This window comes from Haladaptatus caseinilyticus (genome assembly GCF_026248685.1).
GTDB lineage: Archaea > Halobacteriota > Halobacteria > Halobacteriales > Haladaptataceae > Haladaptatus > Haladaptatus caseinilyticus.
Genome location: NZ_CP111036.1, coordinates 1,252,258 through 1,275,338, shown reverse-complemented (window position 1 = coordinate 1,275,338; position 23,081 = coordinate 1,252,258). Strand labels below are relative to the sequence as shown.

Sequence of the window (23,081 nt, the reverse complement as noted above, 5' to 3'; positions counted from 1 at the left end):
CGACCGACATCACGACACCGGTACGAACAAGCGAAAGGATGGAACGAGAGGTGGAGTCGACTTCGACGCTGCAGATGAGCCACGATCGGGGACACGACGATACCATGAAAAGGGGTCACATATCGAATAGTTCACTTCATCACCGTCCTACTCCATCGCCATGTAGGTGTGCGTGTTCTCGACGCCGTGAATGGACAGAATACCGGTCGCAACAGTTTCCCTGACGTTCGCCGGCGTATCGACGTCGATTTTTGCGATGATATCGACATCACCGGCGACGATATGGGCGGTGACGACGCCATCGAGTTCCATAATCGAGTCGCGTATTTGTTCAACTGTCGGGACGTTCGCTTTGATGAGGACGTATGCAGTGACCATGGTATCTACCTACATATAGATAGACGGTAGCAACAGTCATAGACTTCGCGACTCTCGAAGAAGCACAGTTACGGATTAGCCGGAAACCATTCCAGCGATCGTCGGCACGTTTTCGACCCGATTATCGATTACGCGAGAACGGACCGCAGACGTCGAAAGCCGGGGCATGCTCCGAAGTACCGTATAGCCTATCGTTTCGTCGTTTTCTGCAGAGATACTGCCCGGTTTGCCCGAGGTTCGATATCCTCACGTTCAACCGTCCGAGCGAACGTTCGGTCCCCATCTCAGCGACGACGACACCCTGACCTCGGATAGACGCGAAGCCTCGATCAGATCATCGCTAACGCCACCATCGACTCGCGCATCGGTTACGAACGATTAGGCTACAACCTCGATTTCGTCGCCCATCGCTCGTACCCGTCGCCGCTATCCGCGAAAGCAAAATATGGGCATGGGGTTCATCTTTCTCCAGGTCGAAGGAAAACCGAATGCGTTCGCTCGTTCCTCCAATCCTCGTCCTCGCGGCGATGCTGTTTATCGGGGCATACGTCGTCGGCTATCCCGTTCCCGGAGCGGAAACGCTTGATTCGCTACAGGGGGCGGAAGTAATCGAGGTTCCGGACGACCGGCCGGAGCAAATTACCGACCCAAGCAACCCACAGTTTCGTCGCTGGGTCGAGTTTTATATCCACATCTACGTGAACGAAGAGCGGACCGACCACGGTCTCCAACCAATCGAGTTCGACGCCGCACTCCGCGATATTGGGCGCAATCACAGTGCCGAGATGGGGAGAAAACAGTATTTCCAACACGTATCCCCATCGGGGGAAACGCCGGGAGACCGGTATCAAGCGGCGGATTACTACTGCCTTCGAGGTGCGGGCGAGAACATCGCGTATACCTACTTCGACCAGCAGGTAAGAACCGAAAGCGGCACTATCGTCCGATATCGGACCGCCGAGGAACTCGCTCGCGGTATCGTCTCACAGTGGATGAACTCACCGAGCCATCGGGAAAACATCCTTTCTGAAAACTGGGAGCGGGAAGGAATCGGCATCTATTACGCCGAAAACGAACGTATCTTCGCCACACAGAATTTCTGCTGAACTGGTATAAAAAATTAAGTACCAGTGGTAATATTTTTCTGAAAATAACAGTCGCAACAGGGAGACGAGAGATGGAAAAACAAGCCGGCGAGACGGAAGCGGAAACAGAATCGTTGTCGAGAGACGTCGTATTCCAACTACTAAGCAATCAGCGCCGACGATATGCACTTCATCACCTTCGCCAATGCGATGGGCCGGTCGAAATCGGCGACCTGGCGAGACAAATCGCGGCGTGGGAAAACGACATTACGAAACAGGGTGTGACGTCACAACAACGGAAACGGGCATACAACACCCTCCAACAGGCTCACCTCCCGAAACTCGACGAGACAGGATTCATCCACTACGACCCAGCACGAGGAACCGTAGCGCTAACGGAGAAAGCCGAAACGCTGGCCGTATATTTGGAACTCGCCCCAAGCAATGACTTACCGTGGTCCGAATACTACTTCGTCCTTGGCTGTGTTAGCCTCGCCCTCGTCACCGGCGCGTGGTTGGATGCGGGACCGCTCGGCCTGATACCGGATTTCGGCTGGGCGGTCGCACTTGCGACGTGTGTCACATTCTCCGGGGCGATCAACATCTACTATCATCGGAACCACTACCGTGGACACACCGAAGTACCGGAGTTCGATGAACGGGACGAGACAAACTGACGACGATGAGTACACCTACTTTCCGACGATGGTGAAACGTGTGTTACGGACGAGTGAAACGTCGTAGCCGAACGCGGATAGCAGTTCGAGACTCGTTTCGACGTGTTCACTGACCCGAGGAACGGTGACTCGCCCGCCCGCAAGTGCGAGAAAGACGAGCAGTTGGTCGGCCATATTCACGTCTACCACGCCACGGCCGCTGTGAAATGCGGAAAACGCGCTCACGGCACGCTTTGCGATGTCTTCAGCAGGAACACCGCGCTCACCGACGACATCGAATCCGGCAAGGGAGTAGCGGCCGTCGGAATCGTAATCGGCACGCACGAGCAGGGAAGTTCCGGGTGAGTTCGATTTCGCGTAGGTCGTTCGACGTTCGAGTACGGAATGGCCAGCAGCGCGGAGATGGGTATATGCGGTCTCTAACTGTCGTTCTGCGACGTTCCGTTGTGCCAACGACGTGGACGCTTTCGAGTAGATCCGTACTCCCGAGAGTGACCCGCGGTCGGCCAGTTCGATTCGTGAAAACGACGAGGGAGCGAGCCACAACGTCGCCTCGCCACCCCCCGAGGGATAATATCCAGTTCGACTGCTATCGATGCCAACTTGGAGCCCGAACTGACGACAGAGCGGGAGTTTGACTTCGCGAAAGTAGTCTATCGTCGGTGACCAACGAACGTCCGTACCTCCCGTGACCGTTACCGCGAGGGGCCGATCGAGTGACACCGCAAGCGGAAGGAGCGTATCGAAAACGAGTGTCGTACTTCCGGCCGTTCCAACATCGATTTCGAATCGGTTGCCTTCGACCGCCTTCGGCCGAAATGACACCGCCTCGGAGCCGACCGCATCGCCGTAAAGTTCTGCGTTACAGACGCGAGCCACGGCGCGCACGGCGGCGAGATGTTGCGGTCTGAGACCGGGGTTCGAGCGATTGGTTCGGATTCCAGTCATCCGAAACGGTTCGCCGGAGAGCGCGGAAAGCGAAACTGCAGAGCGAAGCAGTTGCCCGCCTCCGGACGAACCGTCGAGCGAGTGCATCGGTCGGACGTACGGAGTCGGACGTGAAAAGTGGAGAGCATCGGCTATCGAAGTATATAAATAGGTCGTTTAAATCGGGAACCGATGACAGAGATTCGTGTTAACTAGAGTCATAGACATTCAATCGACCTGCCGCCCTACTGCGATTAGAGTGGATTTGACTGTCGATTCGACAGTGGGATTCCCACGTAGGAAATAAAGACTTATATAGAAGCACAAACATAGTCGCTCCTGTACTATGAGTCAGCGCATGCAAGGTCAGCCGATGATCGTAATGTCCGAGGATTCCCAGCGCGTCAAAGACAAGGATGCGCAGGAACACAACATCACCGCGGCACGAGCGGTCGCGGACGCTGTACGTTCCACACTCGGTCCGAAAGGGATGGATAAAATGCTCGTCGATTCGATGGGCGACGTGACCATCACAAACGACGGTGTGACCATCCTCAAGGAGATGGACATCGACAACCCGACGGCCGAGATGATTATCGAAGTCGCCGAAACCCAAGAGGACGAAGCGGGAGACGGCACCACGACGGCCGTCGCGGTGACGGGTGAACTCCTCAAGAACGCCCAGGACCTTCTCGAACAGGACATCCACCCGACGGCGGTCATCAAGGGATTCCACCTCGCAAGCGAGAAGGCCCGCGAGGAAGTCGACAACATCGCGGAAAACGTCGATACCGACGATGAGGACCTCCTCCGAAAGGTCGCGGAAACCAGCATGACTGGCAAAGGCGCGGAACTCAACAAGGAAGTTCTCAGCGAGATCATCGTTGACGCCGTGCAAGCAGTCACCGTCGAGGGGACGGTTGACCTCGAATACGTCAACATCGAGACGCAGACCGGCCGCTCCGCGGGCGAATCCGAACTGCTCGAAGGCGCAGTCATCGACAAAGACCCCGTCCACGACAACATGCCGAAATCGGTCGATGACGCCGAGGTTCTCCTCCTCAACGAAGCCGTCGAAGTCGAAGAAACCGACGTTGACACGGAGATCTCCATCAACGACCCCGACCAGCTCAAGAACTTCCTCGACCGCGAGGAAGCACAGCTGAAAGAAAAGGTCGAGCAGATCAAGGAGACGGGCGCGAGCGTCGTCTTCTGCCAGAAAGGCATCGACGACCTCGCTCAGCACTACCTCGCAAAGGAAGGCATTCTCGCCGTCCGCCGCGTCAAAAAGAGCGACATCAAGTTCCTCCGCGAAGTCCTCAACACGGACATCGTTTCGGACCTCGACAGTGCCTCCGAGGTCGAACTCGGTACGGGTAGTGTCACCCGCGACGACAGCGACGAACTGTTCTACGTCTCGGGCGGCGACGACGCTCACGGCGTGACGCTCCTCCTGCGTGGTTCCACCGACCACGTCGTCGACGAGCTCGAGCGCGGAATTACGGACGCCCTCGACGTCGTGGCTCAGACAGTCAGCGACGGTCGTGTCGTCTCCGGCGGCGGCGCCATCGAGGTCGAACTCGCTTCGCGCCTCCGTGACTACTCCGACAGCGTCGAAGGCCGAGAACAGCTCGCAGTCGAAGCGTTCGCTGATTCGCTCGAACTCGTCCCACGCGTTCTCGCTGAGAACGCAGGACTCGACTCCATCGACACGCTGGTCGACCTCCGCGCCGCACACGAGGACGGCGACAAGCGCGCCGGTCTGAACGTCTTCAGCGGCGACGTAGAGGACACCTTCGACGCGGGCATCGTTGAACCAGCCCACGCCAAAGAGCAGGCACTCTCCAGTGCTACCGAGGCCGCGAATCTCGTGCTCAAAATAGACGACATCATCTCCGCAGGCGACCTCTCCACCGACAAGGGTGGCGACGAGGGCGCAGGCGGCCCACCAGCAGGCGGCATGGGCGGCATGGGCGGCATGGGCGGCGCGATGTGAAGTTCGGAACGACCTGACTTCCACGCCCAATCCGACGAATCGTTGTCTATCTAATTCACGCAGATTTTTTCGATATCGACGAATAGTGGTGCGTTTTCAGTACAGTCAGATACACCAACACCTCTTTTCGAGAATCACGCCAGAATCGCTATTTGCCACCCGTGACGACTCTCAACTGCCGTGTCCAATCAAAATGGTACCCCGCTGGACGAGACGAGTTCACACCAAACCAGCCGTCGCCGCCTCCTCAAAGCCGGTGCTGGAATCGCTCTGACCGCCCTCGCGGTGCCGACACTCAGCAGTACCGCCATCGCTCACTTCCCGGAGAACCTCGACATCGACGTGAAACCCGACAACGACTCGAACGAAATCGACCGCAGCAGTCGCGGTGTCGTCCCCGTTGCGGTCCTCCAAACCGACGAGTTCGACCCGACGAGCGAGGCAATTCGCTATCGATTCGGATCGCCCGCCGCCGTCGAGAGTGGCGGCGGAGCGTGTCCAGTTCACGAAGAAGCGGTCGAAGACATCGATGGAGACGGAAACGACGATTTGATGCTCCATTTCGCGGTTCAGGACGCCGGATTCGAGAGTGGAGAGACGGAAGCCGAACTCCGATGGGAGCGAGACGAATCCGGCGAACACGGACTTTCCGGACGGGATTCCGTACGAATTGTCGGAGATAATGAAAAGCACGAGAACAAAGACGACTCGATGAAGACGGATGAACATAAACACGGGAACGACCACCAGCACGGCGGTGAGCATCAAAGCGAAGACGAGTGCTGACGACGTTCGTAATCCCACCTACTTTCAGTCTCTTCTGCCACCAATACGAGAACGTTTCCGAGCCTGAGAGTTGGGGTGCACCGCCAGATGGTTCGACTATCCATCAAACACTTTTTCGAAAGATACTCAAAACACCATAAGTAACCGCGAAAACCGTAAAAGATGGAACTAAGTGGGAACCACGTTTTCCTCCGACTATGGAAACACTCCTACTCAATCAGGATGCTGTAGACGAGAACACACAGATGTCGGAGCTCATCCGAGCCATCGAAGACGCGTTCGCGGCGTACGCAACCGGGGACGCACAGATGCCTGCAAAATCCTACATCGACCTTCCACAGTACAACGGCGACTTCCGTTCGATGCCCGCCTACCTCGAAGCGGAGACCTGGGACGCCGCAGGCATCAAATGGGTGAACGTCCACCCAGACAATCCCGAGCAGTTCGACCTGCCAACCGTCATGGGGACGATGGTGTACAGCGACCCCGAAACCGCGTTCCCGCTGGCCATCATGGACGGGACGGAGCTGACGATGAAGCGCACCGGCGCGGCCGCCGCCGTAGCGACCGATTACCTCGCCGTCGAGGACGCAACGAGCATGGGCCTCATCGGTGCCGGTGTCCAGTCCTACACGCAGTTGGAAGCCATCTCGGAGATCCGACCCATCGAGGAGGTCATCATCAGCGACCTAAACGAGGAAGCGGTCGCGGACTTCATCGACTATTTTGACGACGAGTTCGACGTTCGCGCCGGGTCGATTTCGGAGGCCGCATCCTGTGACATCCTCTCGACCGTCACGCCCGTCGAAAGCCCGATCGTCTCCACCGAAGACCTCAGCGAGCACACACACATCAATGCGATGGGCGCGGACGCCGAGGGCAAACACGAACTCGCGGACGAAATCCTGCTGAACGCAAAACTCGTCATCGACGACCACGCACAAACGACTCACTCCGGCGAAATCAACGTTCCGTACAACGAGGGTATCCTCTCGGACGACGACATTCACGGCGACATCGGTGACATCGTCATCGGCGACCTCTCGGGTCGAACCGAGGACGACGGCGTCACCGTCTTCGACAGCACCGGACTGGCGATTCAGGACGTGGCCGCGGCACACGTCGTTTACGAACACGCAAACGAGAACGACAACGGCTACCCATTCGACCTCCTCGGCGTTCAGTAATCCCGTTGTGCTGTTTTCCCGTCGCTATTCCTCCTCGCCTATCGGCGCTTTCTGTGCGAATGCTTCGGTCAGTTTTGAGATGAGCCACACGATTACCAGAAACGGTAACAGTGGAACCATCAGTACGACTAGCCCGAGGAACAGCGCGATTCCGATAGCGTTCATTTCGCTGTCCGGGTGCCCACGATAGGATGGCGTGACCGTCCGAATCGCCTTCTTCACTGGCTGTGTCCCCGAATCCCCTTGACTCATGGGAATGTAAACGGCTGCGGAAATGATAAGCATTCGCACAAAACGACGGCAGAGACCACGTTCGTCTCTCGAAGATACGACTTCCGTCGGCACGGATTCGCCGTAAGCCCGCTTTTTCCGCTATCGCGGTCGTTCAGCCGTGATTTCGGATATGGAATCGGGTTCACGCTCCATCGTCGCTCGTTTGCCTGTCGAGAGGATGTCACAGCACGAAGGCTACACATATACCGCCACGAGGACGAAATACACTGAATCCTGAGCGCGAGCGGGATTCCCGTTGACAGATGGGACGGCCCACCGACCACGAGACCAACCAGTCGTTGGTCGCCAAACCAAACGTGGTTGAAGAAGCCAGCCTCGGAGGCTACTCCAGATACACGGCTGGTCGCAGTGGCGTCGCATGCTGTGCCTTGTCGGCAGGGTCGGGCACGTCCTCACCTTCGCGGGAGATTTCCACGTCGGCGTCGAATTCCTGTTCGAAGAACTCCCGACTCTCCTCGTACACCGACAGTTCGTCAACGTCGGCCAGCGCGTCAACTTCATCGTCTGGTCGTTCGCGCACGTCTTCGACCAGTTTTTGCACGAGTTGGTTCACTTGGTCGCCTTTCTCGCGCAGTTGTTCGTCCTGCATGACGCTTCCCATCACGGCACCGACGTTCGTGTCGGTTTCGACGACTTCGGCGAGGACTTTTCCTTTCCAGTCGGCGGCGACGTACACTCGAATCGTCTCGGGGTCGGTGTCCGTCACGTCCATGATGTCGCGCACGTCGTCGGCCAATCCTTCGACCAGCGACTCCTCGATTTCAGTCGTGGTACTCTCGAACTCCGGGTTCGGCTCGGGCCACGACGCTGAAGCGATTGGTTCGCCCGTCAACTGCTCGTACAGTTCCGCCGCCATAAACGGAACGAAGGGTTCTAACAGGCGCAGGCGAGTATCGAGAACGGTTCGCAGTGTCCAGCGTGCACCCGGACGATTTGTCCCGGTGCGCTTTCGATACCACTTCAGGTATTCCTCAAAGCCGTAGAAGGCGATCTGACTCGCGCTTCGCGTTTCGAACCGATCCAACGCCGTCGTCGCCTCCCGCACCGTCGCTTGCAGTTTCGACAGCAACCAGCGGTCGATCCGCTGCAGGTCGAGGGGTTCCTCGTCGTCCCTGATTGCGTCCGACTCGATCGCTTCGGTAGCGCGGTTCCAGAACCGTCGCAGTTGGGTCTGTGTGCTCTCGACCTCATCGCTTCGCCAATCGTAATCCTGCCACGGTTCAGCGCTGTTCATCAGGAAAAAGCGCACCGTATCGGCACCGTACGTCTCGATGGCCTCCTCCGGCAAGACGACATTCCCTTTCGAGGAAGACATCTTCTCACCTTCCAGCAAACCCATTCCCATCACGGTGATGCCCTGCGGCCAGTGTTCCGGTTCGAAGAACTCCGCGTGGTGAAACAGGAAGAAGGTCAGGTGGTTGCTGACCAAATCGTTCGCGGAGCAGCGGTAATCGACGGGATACCAGTACTGCCACTCCTCGCGGAGGGAACGGGCAGTTTCGTTGTCACCAGCATCGAAAAACAACGTGTCGAAAAACTCCTCGTCCATCGCTTCCGGCGAAACCTCCGCCAATCGATGGGCGACGGTGTAGTAGGCCATATAGATGGTCGAATCCGACAGCGGTTCGATGACGAACCGGTCGTCCCACGGCAGGCGCGTCCCCAACCCGTAGTTCCGAATGCAAGGCCACCCGTTCAGCCAATCGACGGTGTGGTCGTACTGTTCGCGGGTATTCGCCGGAATCGCGTCCAATCGGGCGACAGCGTCGTGAGCTTCCGCCTTCCATTCGGCGTCATCATAGCACAGAAACCACGTTTCCTGTTCCGCGACTTCCACGGTACCGCCACAGCGACAGACGACGTCCTCGCTGAACTCGTGCATCGTGTCGAACGAACCTCGTTTCTGAAACGCCGTTTTCAACTCGTCACGCACGTCCTCGACGACCTCACCGGCGTACTCGCCGTACATGTCGCGCAGTGTTCCGCTGTGGAACTCGCGGTTGTACACCTCCTGTGTGGCCTCTTTCAATGCCGGGTCGGAAGAGCCCTCGATACCGTGTTCTTCGACAGCGTCTTTCGCGGGGAACTCGCCGTAGCGCTCCACGTCGATGATGGATTTGGGTTCGATGACCTCGATATCCGCAGGGTTGATGCCATACTGCGCCATCCGAGCGTCGTCGGTCTTCGCTTCCTGCAGAGCAATCCAATCGTCGGGACTGTGGGCCGGGACGGACATCACGATACCAGTCGCATTGTCGCTATCAACGAACTCCGCAGGCAGTATCGGCACCGTTTCGTCCGTAATCGGGTTTGTGACGTACTCTCCGACGAGTCGTTCACCCGCGAACTGGTCGCCAACCGCCACATCGTGGGCTTGCAGTTCCAGTTTCCCGGCCGCCGCTTCGGAAACGACCCATCGCTCTCCGTCCACGTTCGCCTCGACGTATGCCGCATCGGGGTCGATGTAGACGTTCGTCACGCCGTACACCGTCTCGGGTCGCAGGGTCGCCATCGGAACCGTGATTCCATCCCAATCGAATTTTACGAGGGTGTACTCCTGGAACTCGGCATCCTCACCTTCCAGCAGGTCGTGGGTCGTGACTGGATTCTTCTCGTTCGTGCAGAATTTCACGGGATGCAGTCCTTTCTCGACCAGGCCGCGTTTGTGCAGGGTTTCGTACTGCCACGTGATGAACTTCGAGTAGCGCTCGTCGTTCGTCGTGAACTCCCGTCGCCAGTCGATGGACAACCCCAGCGACTGCATGTTTCTCTTGTAACTGTTTTCGATGAAGTAGCGAGCGTACCCCATCGGTGTCTCCATTTCGGACAAATCCTCGTCGGAGACGTGATAGGTGTCCTGTAGCACTGACAACTGCGTTTTCTCGCGATTTTTCAGGCGTTCGACGGCGCCGACGATGGGCGTGCCAGTAACGTGCCACGCGATTGGAAACAGCACGTTGTCGCCCTGTAAACGGCGGTAGCGCGCCCAGACGTCGGGAACGGTGTACGTCCGTGCGTGCCCGATGTGCATCCCACCGCTCGGATACGGGTACGGCACCGTAACGAAGGTGGCAGTTTCGTCGGACGGAGTGGCCTCGTACCGGCCGTCTTCCGTCCATCGGGACTGCCACTTCGATTCGATTTCCCGTGGGTCGTAGTCCATACCATCACTTCGTACCCCCGAGTGAAAGAGCTAGCAGACCAGACTGTCCGGTCTGTCGGATTGTGGTAACTATTGCGATGAGTTCGATCAGTTCAAAGCGACAAGGTCGTCGTCGAGCATGTCCGATAACACGTCCCGAGCGTGGCCATCGGGATCAACGCCGCCGTAAACCGCCTGTACCTCGCCATCAGCGAGGACGAACGTGGTTCGCTCCGTAAAGTCGTCCTCGACTGTCACGCCGAACGCATCCGCAATCGCTCCATCCGTATCCGCGAGCAGGTCGAAATCGAGGCCGAACTTTTCCGCGAAAGCCTCGTGGCTTTCCACGTCGTCGGTCGAGACGCCGTAAACCGTCACACCAGCGTCGTGGTACGTCTCCAGTTCCGTGTCGAACTGCTTCGCTTCCACGGTACAACCCGGCGTGTCGTCGCGGGGATAAAAGTAGACGACCGTCGGGGATTCGAAATCGGGCGAGACCGTCTCGCCGTGTTGATTTTCCGCGGTCACGTCGGGCGCGCTATCGCCTGCTTTGAGCGTCATGGTCGGCGATAGCGACCGAAGTGACAAGCCGTTTGTGGTCGGGAACGGTCGTTCCGGTCAGTTGACGTCGATGGAGTGCGATTCGTCGCTTCCGCCGAGTTTCGGAAGCGTAATCGTTAGGACGCCGTTTCGGTACTCCGCGGAGACGCTCGATTCGTCCACCGGGTCGGGAAGCGTGATGGTTCGACTCATCGACCGCTGACTGCGTTCCTGACGGATGTACTCCTCGTCACCCTCCTCGATTTCCGATTCCTGTTCCGCCGAGATTCGGAGGCGGTTGTCCCGGAGCGTGACGTCGATGTCATCTTTTTCGAACCCTGGTAGATCGGCGGTGACCACGAACTCATCATCGTGGTCGGCCACATCGACCGATATCGCACCGGCCTGCCAGTCCATCCTGCCGCCACCGAATTGGCTCCCTATATCCTCGAACTGTCTGCTCATGCGTTCGAACATCTCTTCTAAATCGTCGAATGGATTTTTTCGTCGTGTCATCCAATCACCACAAAACAGTTCAACGCGCTACCGCTTAAAAATTCACGCCGACCCGAACAGGACGTGTTCGGTATCGTACGAACCGAGCCTACGAACCCATCCGTTCTCAGCCAACGCTTCGACTTCGGCGACGGCTTTTTCGGTGCGTTTCTCGTACAGCCCCGCTTCGAAATCCACGTGGAAGACGTAGTCCCCGAGGCGCTCACCGCTCGGACGCGATTCGACCCGTGTGAGATTGATATCGCGCTTGGCGAACGGTTCGAGCAGCGAGAGCAGAAGTCCGGGGTGGTTCGCGTTCGGATAGACGACGAGGGAGGTTTTGCCCCCCGCGCGTGAGCGCTCGCTCGCTGGCGCGACGACGAAAAACCGCGTCGCGTTCGAGGTTCGTTCCTGAATGTCTTCGGCGAGGATGGACAGTTCGTTGGCGTTGTCCGGATGCGCGATCGCTGCCACGGAGGGGTCTGCACGTGCACGTTCGACGCCGCGGGCAGTGCTGGCGACTGCCTCCCGCTTCGCGTCGGGATACTCCTCTTCGAGGTACGCGCGGCACTGTGCAAGAGCCTGTGCGTGGCTGGCGACCGTCTCGAAGTCGGAATCCTGTGCGATGAGAGCGTGCCGAATCGGCGTGACGAGTTCGCGGACGACGGCGATATCGTTCTCGGCGAGGGCGTCGAGCGTTCCCGTAACGCTCCCTTCGATGCTGTTTTCGATCGGGACGACACCGCGGGCGAATTCCCCATCGGCGACCGTTTCCACGATGGTAGTAACCGACTCGCGGAATACGACATCGTCCGCAACTGCACGTGCGGCACGATGCGAGTAGGTACCTGCCGGACCGAGCGTGACTGCCTCCATGTAAGGGAGTTCCGATTCGGCGGTCAAAAGCGCGTCGGGAATGGCAAATTAGACGTGTTCGTTCGCGACCTTTCGGTCGACCAATTTGTACGACTGATTCACGTTTTCGTCTTTCGTCCCCTTCCGGTAGACGAACGCAAAATCACCTGAGTCGAACGTTTCGAACCACTCACGCCACGAAATGGAAGTGACGTTATCGGGATCGTCCGTAGAATCCGGAAACTGCAGTCGAGGGATACTGATACCGTTGGCCGTCGTTTCGACCGCGACAGGGCTACCATCGTGCTCATCGACCCACTGTTTGATAGTCTGATGGTCAGTCGTCACCTGACTATGTTTCGGGTCAAAATGGATGTCCATTATGAATGCACCGTCTCTCGTGGTACCATATTGGGAAAACGGATGCCTGAACGTGATGCTTGCAAATACAAGCAAAACCGGTCGTAAAACGGTACGGTCATGTCGACGTTCCAGATCGAGGTCCAGCCGTGAGTTACCCGCTATTCCGACGAACAGCCGATAGAAAGCACGTGACGGCGGTCGGATTTAAGATGAATAACGACGAATCGTGAGCCATGGTGAGTGACTCTGGCGAGCGACCGGACGAGGAAACCGACGTGGAGAAAATCGAACTCGGACAGAAAGTACACGACGAGGACGGGAACAAACTCGGCACCATCCGTGGCTTCGACGAGTCGGGATTCTACGTCACGATGCGGGAAGGGTACGAAGCCCTCTCCATCGGTCACGCCCGCGCGGGGCACGAATTCGGCGAAGCGGAACTGATGTGGCGCTGTTCGAACTGCGGTGAGATGGGCGACCTGGACGGTGGCCTTCCGGACAACTGCCCGAACTGTGACGTCCCGAAAGAGGACATCTACTACTGGACGGAAGACTGAGCACTTGACAGCGACTCGAGCACCGAACGAAAAATGGAGTGCCGAACGGAAGACTGAATTTTCCACCGTTCCCTCCTTCGATCGAGTATGGATATCGTCGTGTTCGGTGCCGGAAGTCTCGGCAGTCTTGTCGGTGGCTTGCTCGCCCGTGAGCACGGGGTAACGCTCGTCGCCCGCAATCCACACGCCAGTGAGGTGCACGAATTTGGCCTCCACGTCGGCGGCGAGTTCGACTTTCGAGTCCATCCGAACGCGACTGACAACGGACATGAACTGCGAGCCGACTGTGCCGTCGTGACCGTCAAAGCATCGCAGACAGACACGGCGGCCCGGGAATTGGCGACCGGGGAGTTCGACGCGGTTCTTTCGCTCCAAAACGGGTTGGGAAACGAGAGCCTCCTCGCCGAGCATCTCGATTGCCCGGTTCTGGCCGGAACTGCGAGCTACGGCGCGGTCCTGACCGCCCCCGGAGAAGTCGAATGCACGGGAATCGGGGAAGTCGTCCTCGGCGCGCGGGAAGGAGGCGTTTCCGACACGGCGCGCCGTGTCGGAAACGCCTTCGGCACTGCCGGAATCGAGACCAAAATAGCCAACGACATGCCGCGCAGGCTGTGGGAGAAACTCGCGGTCAACGCCGCGATCAATCCGGTGACAGCACTCTCTCGTGTCGAAAACGGAGCCGTCCTTTCGGGGGATGTCAGCGAAATCGCGGCGGATGCGGCCCGCGAAACCGCACGCGTCGCCCGCGCTGACGGCGTCGAATTGACCGATGAAGACGCCGTTTCAGCAGTCGAGACGGTCGCAGAAGCGACCGTCTCGAACACGTCCTCGATGCGGCAAGACGTGGAGGCAGGTCGACGAACCGAAATCGACGCGATAAACGGATCCGTCATCGCTCGCGGGCACGAGCACGGTATCGAAACGCCGGTGAACCGAATTTTGTTCGATCTGATGAAAACGTGGGAACGAGGCAACGTACGGTGAAAACGTTCAGCGCGACGTTCACGACCGCATGATGACGAACAACGCCGCGAGACCGCCGACCCCGAGAACGAACCAGTAGCTCGCAAAGCGATAGATAAGCGTGGCCGCAACCGCCGACCCCGTGGTGATCGTCGGGACGAGTCCCACGATGAGCACGACCAGGGCCGTTTCGACGCCCGCCAATCCACCCGGTGTCGGGGTCATCCCGGCTAGCGTACTCGCCGGAACGATGAACAGCACGAGAACCAACCCGAGCGGAAGGCCGAGCGATCGCCCGGCGAAGTACAGCGGCAGGGCGAAGAATATCCATCCCGTGTACGAGAAGACGAGCGCGAACAGCAGTTCACGTGGTTCATCCGCGATTCGCTCCAACGCCTGGTAAAATCGCTCGATACGTTTCCGAACACCCTCGATGGTCAGTCGAGACGTTCGAGTGGCAAATGGACGAGCGAGCCCGAGGACGAGGTCCTCGACACGGTCACGGTATCGCCATCCGGCGTAGGCGATCGCCGGAACGCCGAACGCCAGCACGACGAGTCCCTGTGCGAGCGTCTTCGCGTTGTCCGGAAGCGACGCTCGAAGCAGGAGATAGCTCAACCCGAGCGCCGCGAAGTTGAAAAACGGCAGGAGGTTGAGTAAGTCCGCCGTTACGACGCTGGCGAGGCTATCCTCGTAGTTTGCCTCCGTATCCCGCGACAGGATGTAGGCGATGAACGGTTCACCGCCCGCCTGTCCGAGTGGGGTGACGTAGTTGGCGAACGTCGCCGCGAAATACGTAACGACGAGCCGTTTGAATTTCACTTCGATATCGAGCACTGCGAGGACGATTTGCCACGCCTTGCCCCACGCGGCAAGTCCGACGATCGTCGAAGCGCAGGCTATCCAGACCCAGGTGTAGTCCGCTCCTTGCAGGGCGTCGATGACGCGCCGCCATCCGGCGACGACGATCAGCAGGTAGAGCAGGACACCTGCGACGACGAACCCCGCCAGTAGCTTGCCGGTACCCAAGCGTTCGGAAAGTCCTGCGGACAGCGCTTTGCCGCCGTCCGGTGCCGACTCATCAGTCACGTTAGTCTATGTAACCGAGGTCTTGTAATCGGTCTTTCGCGTCGTCGCTCATATCGCCCAACACGTCGTCGTCCGAGACGTCCTTCCACTCGCCGCCGACGCTCTCCTCGAAGTCCGAGAGCGCCGCTTCGAGTTCGACTTCCTCCTCGCTTCCCTCGCCGCGGGCGTTGTGAAGTTCGTCGGGGTCCTCGTCCAAGTGGTAGAACTCGTCGGCGATTCGTTCGTTGCGGATGTACTTAGCATCGGGGCGACGAGCGGAGCGCATCCGCGAGTAAAAGCGCGAGTCCTTGTCGAGTTCGATGTTCGCGCGCTTTGCTTTCTCTTCGAGTTGCTTCAACTCGACGACGGGGCGGTAGTACTCGACGAACGCACACTCGCCGTCGCCCGGTACGTCCTCGGCGAACGAACGGTAATTCGCGTTGAGAAGCGACCGCGCTTCGTCGAGCGGCCGGGTCGAGCGAGACCCGGAAACGCCAGCGTGGTCGAGGACGGTATGGTAGAGATCGATGAGTTCGACCTGTTGGTCGCTCACGTCGGCATCCAGCTCGGGATGTTTGACCATCAGTGGGACGTTGATGAGCGGGTCGTAGATACAGAATTCGTGTCCGTACAGGTCGTGTTCGTCGTGGAGTTCGCCGTGGTCGGCACAGATGACGACCATCGTGTCGTCCCACTCGTCGTTCTCCTGCATCCACGAGAACAGGCGCTGGAGTTGGTCGTCGATATGGCGGATTTCGGCGTCGTAGAGGCCACGAATCGCATCCCACTCCTTGTCGCTGATATCACGTGCGCCGCAGTTGAACTCCTTCGAGTTTTGGCACACCTTGGTCGAATCGACGTTCGGCGCGAACTGCTGTCGGTACTCCTTCGGCGGGTGGTACGGCAGATGGGCGTCCATCAGGTTGATGAACGAGAAGTACGGGCCATCGGAGTTATCGATGAACTCGATGGTCTGGTCGATGACCTGTGGCGTCTTCGAGTCCGCACCCTCACCGCTGGCGAGGTACTCGTGTGCTACATTGCCGAGGCTGACGAGTTTGTCCGCGACAGTGCGGAGTTTCTCGTTGTCGTTCATCATCTTCCACGCCTTGGCCATCGGTCCGGAGAGGAAGTCGCCGGGCATCACTTCGAAGAAGTTGTCCTGGTCGTCGAATCCATCCGTCAGATGGGTGTACGGCGTAATCCACGCGTTCGAAGAGTAACAAGACGTGTCGTATCCGGCGTCCGAAAGCGTCTCCGCAAGCGTCGTCGCGCCTTCTAGATAGGGGTTTTCCTGACTCGCACCGTGTTCGCTGGGATACATTCCAGTGAACAGCGAGGCGTGAACCGGCAGGGTCCAAGGAGCGGGAGCAACGGCCTGCTCGAAGACGGTCGCATCCTCCGCGAACCGTTCGAGGCCCGGCGTCGTCGGTTTGTCGTATCCGTAGACAGAGAGGTGATCTTTACGCACCGTATCCATCACAACGAATACCACGTTCTGCGCCGTGGCGTCGTCGTTCGTCATACTGTCGCCTGCTACAGCGTCCGGTGGGATAAATATCGTGATTCCATGCGTGGAATCGGCCGAAAACTAAAAATACCGCTGTTAGAATGGTGCCTGCGGACCTTCGTCGTCGCCGTCATCGCTGGTTTCGCCGGGGAAGGACGGACTCATTCCGCCACCGCCGCCGCCCATGCCGGTGTCGGCGTTGACTTTTTCGATTTCGGGGATCTCTTTGACCATTCGGCTTTTGATAGCCTGAATCGTCATCGGGGAGATACCGCACCCACTGCACGCGCCGCCGAGCATGATGGTGACTTCGCCGGTCTCGCGGTCGATGTTCTGAATGGCGGCACTCCCACCGTGCATTTGAATCTGCGGGAAGTTACGGCGCAGGAAGTTACTGACCCGTTCTTCGAGGTCGTCGCCGTCTTCCTGAGTTTCGGTGCTCATGTGCCGAGGTATGGTTCCAGCATCCTTAGGCCTTTCCACTGTTATCGGGTCGAAATCGGCGATTTTCGCCGGTCGTTTCCGGCTCTGCCCACGGCTTCCAGTGAATCCGACGAGGCGTATGGAGCGCATTCGCGAATCGGAGCGGCAACGATGAATCTACGGGAAATACTACTCAAAATCGTCGAGAGGTTTTTGATGGCGGCGTGAACGGAGCACTCGAAAAGTGTCGGAGAAACCGTAGAATAGGCACTCAGTTGCGAACTTTAATTACTCGACTGAAGTCCGAAGACGCGACGCAGTTCGGACTCGATCCGTTCGACGTAGGCTTCGAGTAGTTCTTCCAGTTTGTCGTCCGCGACGACGACTCCCTGTACGCGGTCGGCAGGGTCGTCGGGGAGTTCGATGCGGAATTCGCCATTCCCATCGTAGAAGGGTTCGCTCTCGTTCAGCACCTGCTGGTCGATGGCATGAATCACTTGGGAATCGTGTCGTTCGTTCATGTAGTTAAACGCGTTTTTGTACGCTCGCTGGAGTTCGTTGAAGTAGTGCACGTACTTGTCCTCGAACTTCTCGGGGTCGAACTCGGTCATGCCCGAAACGTGGGGAGGGGTGGGTAAAAATGGGACTATTCGGAGACAGAAGCGACGGGGCGAAAAACACCGACGAGATCATCGCCGACCGATTCGACTTCGACGAACTCCGTGCCTGAGAGAAACATGAGAGATGATGACACGACTCGTTGGCCGTTACGAAAGGGAATATATTCGTGGCGGGACGAACTGGTACACGATAGTTAGAGGACGGGGAGAGGCGTAACCACATGATTCGAGCGTTCACATCGGTACGACGATGGGTCGGCAACCTCGACCGGGACTGGCAGGCAGTGCTCGTCGCCTTGTGCCTTCTCGGAGTCGTGCTGGCCGGCGGGTCGATTCCGTGGTAAAGCGATGAAAGACCGAACAGAATTGTTGTCCGGTATACTGCTTCTCGCCGGAATCGGTCTTCTCGGGCGGGGGATCGCGACGATTATCCCGAGCATCGACTATCTCATCGCCACGATCCTCGTCGGCGTCCTCGTCGGAAATACGGCCGGAGGATTGGGCTGGGCGAAAGCGGGCATCGAGACCCACAAACTCTGGTTGGAAGCCGGAATCGTCGTGATGGGTGCGAGCGTCGCCTTCGACCGCGTGGTCGGTGCCGGGCCGACGATACTCGCCCTCATCGTGGGAACGGTCGCAGTCGCCATCCTCTCGGTCGAATTACTCTCACGACGCTGTTTCGGCATCACGCAAAAGACGGGGTCGCTACTCGCTGCCGGGTCGAGCATTTGCGGCGTGTCGGCAGTCGTCGCCGTCGCGGGAAGCATCGACGCCGACGAGCGACAGATCGCCTACGCCGCCGGGACCGTCCTTCTGTTCGACACGCTGACGCTCCTCGTCTATCCGGCGGTCGGTCACGCGCTCGGTCTCTCGGACAGGGTTTTCGGCGTCTGGGCGGGTTTGACGATGTTCAGTACGGGACCAGTCACTGCAGTCGGATTCGCGTTCTCGGAAACCGCGGGAGAGTGGGCAGTACTCGTCAAACTGGCTCGAAACGCGCTTATCGGCCTCGCGGCAACCGGATACGCACTGTATTATCTGCGACGTCCCGGCGATGGGAGACGGCCGGGGAAGGAAAAGACTAGCCACCTCTGGCGAACCTTCCCGAAGTTCGTCTTCGGCTTCCTGTTCCTCATGATCCTCGCCAGTGTGGGCGTCATCAGCGCGGACCAAGTCACGTCGCTGGAGCACGCTTCGAACTGGTTGTTCATGCTCGCCTTTGCCGGGTTAGGGCTTGAACTGAGGCTCGACGACCTACGCTCGACCGGATTCGAACCGGTCGCAGTCGTGCTGGTGAGCTTCATCGTCGTCAGCACGACAGTGCTCGGAATTCTCACTGTCCTCCTCTAGTCGAAGACCACCTGTGGAGCGACCACGATTCGTCGCGGTCATTTCGCGGCCCGGACGGTTCCGTCTTCGATACGAACGACGGTGTCGAACCGACTGCTCAGCTGTGGGTCGTGACTGATGGTGACGAGCGCGGTTTCGGTGTCCGCGCGGAGTTCGAAGACGAGTTCGAGCACCTGTTCCGTCGTCTTTGGGTCGAGCTGCCCGGTTGGCTCGTCCGCCAACAGCACCCCCGGTCGGTTCGACAAGGCTCGCGCGGTCGCAACGCGCTGTTTCTCGCCGCCGCTGAGCGTCGCCGGATACTGTTCCCTGACGTCGCCGATGTCGAGTTTCGCGAACAGCGTTTCGAGCCACTCCTCGTCGCGAGTACCGGTGTGATCCTGTGGGAGTGCGGCGTTCTCCCACGCCGTGAGGTCGGGGATGAGCTGAAAATCCTGAAAGATGAAGCCGATATGTTCCCGGCGAAGGTGGGCACGTCGTCGTTCCGAGAGTTCCTCCGCGTCCGTCCCCATGACCCGGACCGTCCCCTTCGACGGGGTCGCCAACAATCCGAGGAGATTGAACAGAGTCGTCTTCCCCGCGCCGCTCGACCCTTGGACGAGGATTTTCGCGTTTTCCGGTACCGTGAGCGAGACGTCGCGCAAAATCTCGGTCCCGCCTCGCAGGACGCCGACCGAATCCGCTTCGAGCACTGTTGCAGTCATTCGAAACCGGATGCAACGCGGAGACACAAAGGTGTATGCCGGATCACCCTCCTCAACGGTCGGCCGGGTCGGCGAAGAGGAACGGAATCGTCACCACGAGCGCACTGATGTTAGCGAGGAGGAACGACCCGATGGCCACCGTGGCGAGGATCTGCGCGGACACCGAAATCGATAGCTGAACCCCAAACACGGTCAACAGCCCCATTCGTTCGAGGAAAATTCCGATGAGGATCGCGGCCGTGATTCCGATGAGTATCGACACGACTGAAATCCGCCATACGTCGGCGAGAACGCGCCGGAGAACCTGTCGCCGCGTGGCACCAGTAGCTCGGTGAATCGCAACGGTCCGTCGGCGAGCGTGAACACTCTGTGCGAACGTCGCCGCCGTGCTTCCTACCGTGGTGATGCCAGCGAGGACCGCCATCGAAACCAACAGCGTTCGAAGATCACCGAACACGCTCCGAACGGCGTGGCCGATACCGGATCCCTGCGCGTACTCGCTGTTCTGTGCCACAGTGGAGAACAGACGCTCGTCTCCGACGATCGAAAACTGGTCGGTCGCGAGGACGTCGCCGCCGGAAACGATTCGAACGGTGTAGTCGCCGGGTGCGAGCCGTTCTTTCCCTGTATCGGAGGAGAGGCTGACGGATACCGATTCGGTTCGATACGGCGGGAGCGTCACGTTCTTCGTGACCGTCTTCCCCGGTGTGACGATTGATATCGTCCGAGTCTGCGTTCGCCCCCACGGGTTGACGAGCACTACTTCAGCCGTCGGGCGAGCATACATGCTGGCCGTATCCGGCGTCACCCGAACCCGTGCTCCGAACGGGTGCAATGCGTCCTCCGAGACGACGACGTGCGACGATACCGTCCGGGCACCTTTCGTGGTCCTTATCGTGTAGTTTCCCGTCCGATTCGGGAGTGGAACAGTCGCGACTCCACGCTCGTTCGTCGTCGCTGTCGTCCCTGCGATTTCGACGGTCGCACCGGATACCTGCTCACCGTTCGGCGTCAGAACCGGGACGAGCATTCGTTCTCCCGGCTGTCCGCGGTTCGGGACGGCATCGAGGGATAGCGGCGGTTGTCGGTAGACGGCGATGCGCTTTTCACGCGACCCGACGCGAAGCGTGTAGTTTCCGGGATTCTGGACGGTGAGATTCACCCGTCTGCTCGAACGCTCTCCGGGAGCTGGCGAGACAGTGACGGATTCCGATTCACCGCCGATACGGGCGGTGATTCGCCGTTCTCCCGTCTCCTGTCCGAAGTTTTGTACATTCATCGTCACGGTAAATGGCTTGCCGACCTCCGCGGTCGGCGGTGCACTCACGCCGGTCACCGTGATAGCGCCGTCATCGGCACCGGAGAAATCCGGCGTTCCACCGTCAGTTCTAATGAACTGAACCGTCCCGGGTGCCGTAGAGAGGTCGTGTGCGGTTGGAAGTGGAACGACGAGTTGGTCGTCGAGGACGCCGGGTGCGTCGAACGTGCCGACGATATGAACTCGCGTCACGGTAGGTGACGACGCCCCACCGAGGGTAATCGAATCACCGATATCGATACCGAGCGTCGTCGCGAGGTCGTGGCCGATAACCGCCTCGTATTTAGTTCTCGGGGCGTGCCCGGAAACTAGCCGTGCGTCGGAGACGGTGGTGAACGAACTGAAGTTCGCCCCGCGGGCGAGATACGGTTGCCCATCGTGAAGTTGTGGGACGAGTATCTCGGGGCTGGCCTCGATACCCTGCGAACGTAGGACGGACGCATACTCGGCGTCGATGCGACTCGCCATCGGGTACGGCGCGCCCGATTCCGTGACAGTTCCGCTCGACGGACTGGCAAGCGGCGTCAGCGCGGTCGCCAACGAACCGGAGAGGAGAACGATGAGCGCGAACACCGCCAAGGTGGTCGCGGTCGGAATCAGCGCGCGCCATCGCAACAGCGTAGTACTGGCACGGTTCGGGAGCAATCCGAGACGGGACGTCTGTTGTGACCCGGACGGGGTTTTGAGACCCGTCAACGACGCTGGCTCTCCCGAAACCGCCGGCCACGCGGCCAGTAGACCCGCGAAGAAGCCGACGGCGACGACGCTACCGAACATCGGGAGCAAGACGACGAGCGATGTGGTCGTGACTTGCGGAGAGAGTGAGAGGGAAACCCCCGCGTAAATGGCGACGTTGACGGCGAGACGGGTGAATACGACGCCCCCTGCATAGCCGAGGAGGACACCGGTCGCTGTGAGCAGCCCCGCTCTGAGGCCGAACAACCCGAGAATCTGCCGTGGAGTCGCACCAGTCGTGCGAACGACTCGAATCGTGGTCATCCTATCACGGACGCTCATCCGGGTCACGTTGTAGAGAACGACGAGAACGAGGACGGCCGCCAGTATCGTCACGCCGGACAACACCCGAAGCACCTCCCGCACCCCGGCGAGGAAGTACAGGAACAGCGACGGGGTTACCGTGCCGTCGGTCCGGAGACGCGCGAAGCCGTTATCTCCGGCGTTTGCTTCGACGACGAACGCACCAGACGTACCGACCTCACGAACGGTCGATGGGGTTCCAACGTACCACGACCGCGGAAACACCGAATCGCCGGTGTAGGGTGAAACGCGGAGTCGAACCGAACCCTCGTCGGTTTCGAATCGACGCGTCGTCGGCCGCTCCACCCCGCCCTTGATTCCCGTGTCGGGTGGCGGAGGAAGACGGGCCGTTCGCCATTCGACCGAATAATCGGAGAGAACGGTCGGCGAATCCGGAGGGATTCCGACGATTTGGTGTTCGATACCGTTCCTCGTAACGGTCGCTGTCGGGAGGACGATATCAGACCGATTCGCATTGCTCCGTGCGGTCGCAACCGAATCGTACTGTGTGACCGTCATCGAGTCCGAAAACTTGTTCGAGACGGCTTCGGTCTCGGTTCCGACGGAGAGCAACAACAGCGTGGTCCCGACGAGGAATGCGACGATAACGGCGACGACCAGAACGGTGAGACGGTCGCGCCGTGACCATCGCGTAAGCAACGGTTGGCGATACGTTCGCGTCATGCCGGTCGTCGGCCGCCCCCTTCCAGAACGTGACGGCCGACGGTCGAAGGTCGCATCGCACTCGGCCCGGCGGACACGTATCGATAGAGCGAACGCATATACTCCGCCACCACGTGAACCGAGT

Annotated in this window: 23 protein-coding genes; 9 read left to right on the top strand and 14 right to left on the bottom strand. The window is 59.1% G+C overall.

Features of this window, described 5'->3' with window-relative positions:
* Positions 1-147: 147 nt before the first annotated feature.
* Positions 148-378: an Lrp/AsnC family transcriptional regulator gene (locus OOF89_RS07025; RefSeq protein WP_266079621.1), complete on the bottom strand. Its 231-nt coding sequence runs from the start codon at positions 376-378 to the stop codon at positions 148-150.
* A gap of 488 nt (positions 379-866) precedes the next feature.
* On the opposite strand from OOF89_RS07025, the gene OOF89_RS07020 reads away from it, so the two are divergent.
* Both OOF89_RS07020 and OOF89_RS07015 read left to right on the top strand, forming a co-directional pair.
* Positions 867-1,484 carry a CAP domain-containing protein gene (locus OOF89_RS07020; RefSeq protein ID WP_266079619.1) on the top strand — a complete coding sequence of 206 codons (618 nt, stop codon included), beginning with the start codon at positions 867-869 and terminating at the stop codon, positions 1,482-1,484.
* Positions 1,485-1,555: 71 nt separating this feature from the next.
* Entirely contained in the window at positions 1,556-2,140 is a 585-nt protein-coding gene (locus OOF89_RS07015) for a DUF7344 domain-containing protein (protein WP_266079617.1), read from the top strand.
* A gap of 15 nt (positions 2,141-2,155) precedes the next feature.
* On the opposite strand, the gene rtcA is transcribed toward OOF89_RS07015, so the two are convergent.
* Positions 2,156-3,175: an RNA 3'-terminal phosphate cyclase gene (gene rtcA, locus OOF89_RS07010; protein ID WP_266079615.1), complete on the bottom strand. Its 1,020-nt coding sequence runs from the start codon at positions 3,173-3,175 to the stop codon at positions 2,156-2,158.
* Positions 3,176-3,413: 238 nt separating this feature from the next.
* Between rtcA and thsB the strand changes: the two genes are divergently transcribed.
* The 3 genes from thsB to OOF89_RS06995 all read left to right on the top strand — a co-directional run bounded on the left by thsB (position 3,414) and on the right by OOF89_RS06995 (position 7,036).
* Positions 3,414-5,063: a thermosome subunit beta gene (gene thsB, locus OOF89_RS07005; RefSeq protein ID WP_407661597.1), complete on the top strand. Its 1,650-nt coding sequence runs from the start codon at positions 3,414-3,416 to the stop codon at positions 5,061-5,063.
* Between the two features lie 180 nt (positions 5,064-5,243).
* Positions 5,244-5,849 carry a hypothetical protein gene (locus tag OOF89_RS07000; protein ID WP_266079613.1) on the top strand — a complete coding sequence of 202 codons (606 nt, stop codon included), beginning with the start codon at positions 5,244-5,246 and terminating at the stop codon, positions 5,847-5,849.
* A 197-nt stretch (positions 5,850-6,046) separates the two neighbouring features.
* Positions 6,047-7,036 (top strand): ornithine cyclodeaminase family protein, encoded by a 990-nt coding sequence (locus OOF89_RS06995; protein WP_266079611.1) that lies wholly within the window; start codon positions 6,047-6,049, stop codon positions 7,034-7,036.
* A gap of 24 nt (positions 7,037-7,060) precedes the next feature.
* On the opposite strand, the gene OOF89_RS06990 is transcribed toward OOF89_RS06995, so the two are convergent.
* The 6 genes from OOF89_RS06990 to OOF89_RS06965 all read right to left on the bottom strand — a co-directional run bounded on the left by OOF89_RS06990 (position 7,061) and on the right by OOF89_RS06965 (position 12,743).
* The gene (locus OOF89_RS06990) at positions 7,061-7,288 is read right to left on the bottom strand and encodes a DUF7535 family protein (protein ID WP_266079609.1); all 228 of its coding nucleotides are present in this window, start codon (positions 7,286-7,288) and stop codon (positions 7,061-7,063) included.
* A gap of 364 nt (positions 7,289-7,652) precedes the next feature.
* The gene (gene leuS / locus OOF89_RS06985) at positions 7,653-10,493 is read right to left on the bottom strand and encodes a leucine--tRNA ligase (protein WP_266079606.1); all 2,841 of its coding nucleotides are present in this window, start codon (positions 10,491-10,493) and stop codon (positions 7,653-7,655) included.
* 87 nt (positions 10,494-10,580) lie between these two features.
* Complete coding sequence (locus OOF89_RS06980) at positions 10,581-11,033, bottom strand: peroxiredoxin (RefSeq protein ID WP_266079604.1); 453 nt, start codon at positions 11,031-11,033, stop codon at positions 10,581-10,583.
* 57 nt (positions 11,034-11,090) lie between these two features.
* Entirely contained in the window at positions 11,091-11,528 is a 438-nt protein-coding gene (hsp14, locus tag OOF89_RS06975; RefSeq protein WP_266079600.1) for an archaeal heat shock protein Hsp14, read from the bottom strand.
* Positions 11,529-11,570: 42 nt separating this feature from the next.
* The gene (gene pheA, locus OOF89_RS06970; RefSeq protein WP_266079597.1) at positions 11,571-12,383 is read right to left on the bottom strand and encodes a prephenate dehydratase; all 813 of its coding nucleotides are present in this window, start codon (positions 12,381-12,383) and stop codon (positions 11,571-11,573) included.
* Between the two features lie 48 nt (positions 12,384-12,431).
* Positions 12,432-12,743, bottom strand: a complete 312-nt coding sequence (locus OOF89_RS06965) for a hypothetical protein (protein WP_266079595.1) — start codon at positions 12,741-12,743, stop codon at positions 12,432-12,434.
* Positions 12,744-12,958: 215 nt separating this feature from the next.
* Here OOF89_RS06965 and OOF89_RS06960 point away from each other — a divergent pair, with 215 nt between their 5' ends.
* A complete protein-coding gene (locus OOF89_RS06960; protein WP_266079593.1) occupies positions 12,959-13,282 on the top strand; it encodes a DUF7130 family rubredoxin-like protein in 324 nt (107 codons plus the stop codon).
* An 87-nt stretch (positions 13,283-13,369) separates the two neighbouring features.
* A complete protein-coding gene (locus tag OOF89_RS06955; protein ID WP_266079591.1) occupies positions 13,370-14,266 on the top strand; it encodes a ketopantoate reductase family protein in 897 nt (298 codons plus the stop codon).
* An 18-nt stretch (positions 14,267-14,284) separates the two neighbouring features.
* On the opposite strand, the gene OOF89_RS06950 is transcribed toward OOF89_RS06955, so the two are convergent.
* The 4 genes from OOF89_RS06950 to OOF89_RS06935 form a co-directional block, all read right to left on the bottom strand.
* The gene (locus tag OOF89_RS06950) at positions 14,285-15,334 is read right to left on the bottom strand and encodes a lysylphosphatidylglycerol synthase transmembrane domain-containing protein (RefSeq protein WP_266079589.1); all 1,050 of its coding nucleotides are present in this window, start codon (positions 15,332-15,334) and stop codon (positions 14,285-14,287) included.
* A gap of 1 nt (position 15,335) precedes the next feature.
* Entirely contained in the window at positions 15,336-16,838 is a 1,503-nt protein-coding gene (locus OOF89_RS06945) for a sulfatase (protein ID WP_266079588.1), read from the bottom strand.
* A gap of 81 nt (positions 16,839-16,919) precedes the next feature.
* The gene (locus OOF89_RS06940) at positions 16,920-17,267 is read right to left on the bottom strand and encodes a NifU family protein (protein WP_266079586.1); all 348 of its coding nucleotides are present in this window, start codon (positions 17,265-17,267) and stop codon (positions 16,920-16,922) included.
* A 263-nt stretch (positions 17,268-17,530) separates the two neighbouring features.
* The gene (locus OOF89_RS06935) at positions 17,531-17,857 is read right to left on the bottom strand and encodes a DUF5783 family protein (RefSeq protein WP_266079584.1); all 327 of its coding nucleotides are present in this window, start codon (positions 17,855-17,857) and stop codon (positions 17,531-17,533) included.
* Between the two features lie 230 nt (positions 17,858-18,087).
* Between OOF89_RS06935 and OOF89_RS06930 the strand changes: the two genes are divergently transcribed.
* Entirely contained in the window at positions 18,088-18,210 is a 123-nt protein-coding gene (locus OOF89_RS06930) for a hypothetical protein (RefSeq protein ID WP_266079582.1), read from the top strand.
* A gap of 4 nt (positions 18,211-18,214) precedes the next feature.
* On the top strand, positions 18,215-19,216 hold the full coding sequence (locus OOF89_RS06925; protein ID WP_266079580.1) for a YeiH family protein: 1,002 nt from the start codon (positions 18,215-18,217) through the stop codon (positions 19,214-19,216).
* Between the two features lie 38 nt (positions 19,217-19,254).
* Here the strand turns inward: OOF89_RS06925 and OOF89_RS06920 are convergent, their stop codons facing one another.
* Both OOF89_RS06920 and OOF89_RS06915 read right to left on the bottom strand, forming a co-directional pair.
* Positions 19,255-19,917: an ABC transporter ATP-binding protein gene (locus tag OOF89_RS06920; RefSeq protein ID WP_266079578.1), complete on the bottom strand. Its 663-nt coding sequence runs from the start codon at positions 19,915-19,917 to the stop codon at positions 19,255-19,257.
* A gap of 52 nt (positions 19,918-19,969) precedes the next feature.
* Positions 19,970-22,957: an FtsX-like permease family protein gene (locus OOF89_RS06915; RefSeq protein WP_266079576.1), complete on the bottom strand. Its 2,988-nt coding sequence runs from the start codon at positions 22,955-22,957 to the stop codon at positions 19,970-19,972.
* Positions 22,958-23,081: the final 124 nt, after the last annotated feature.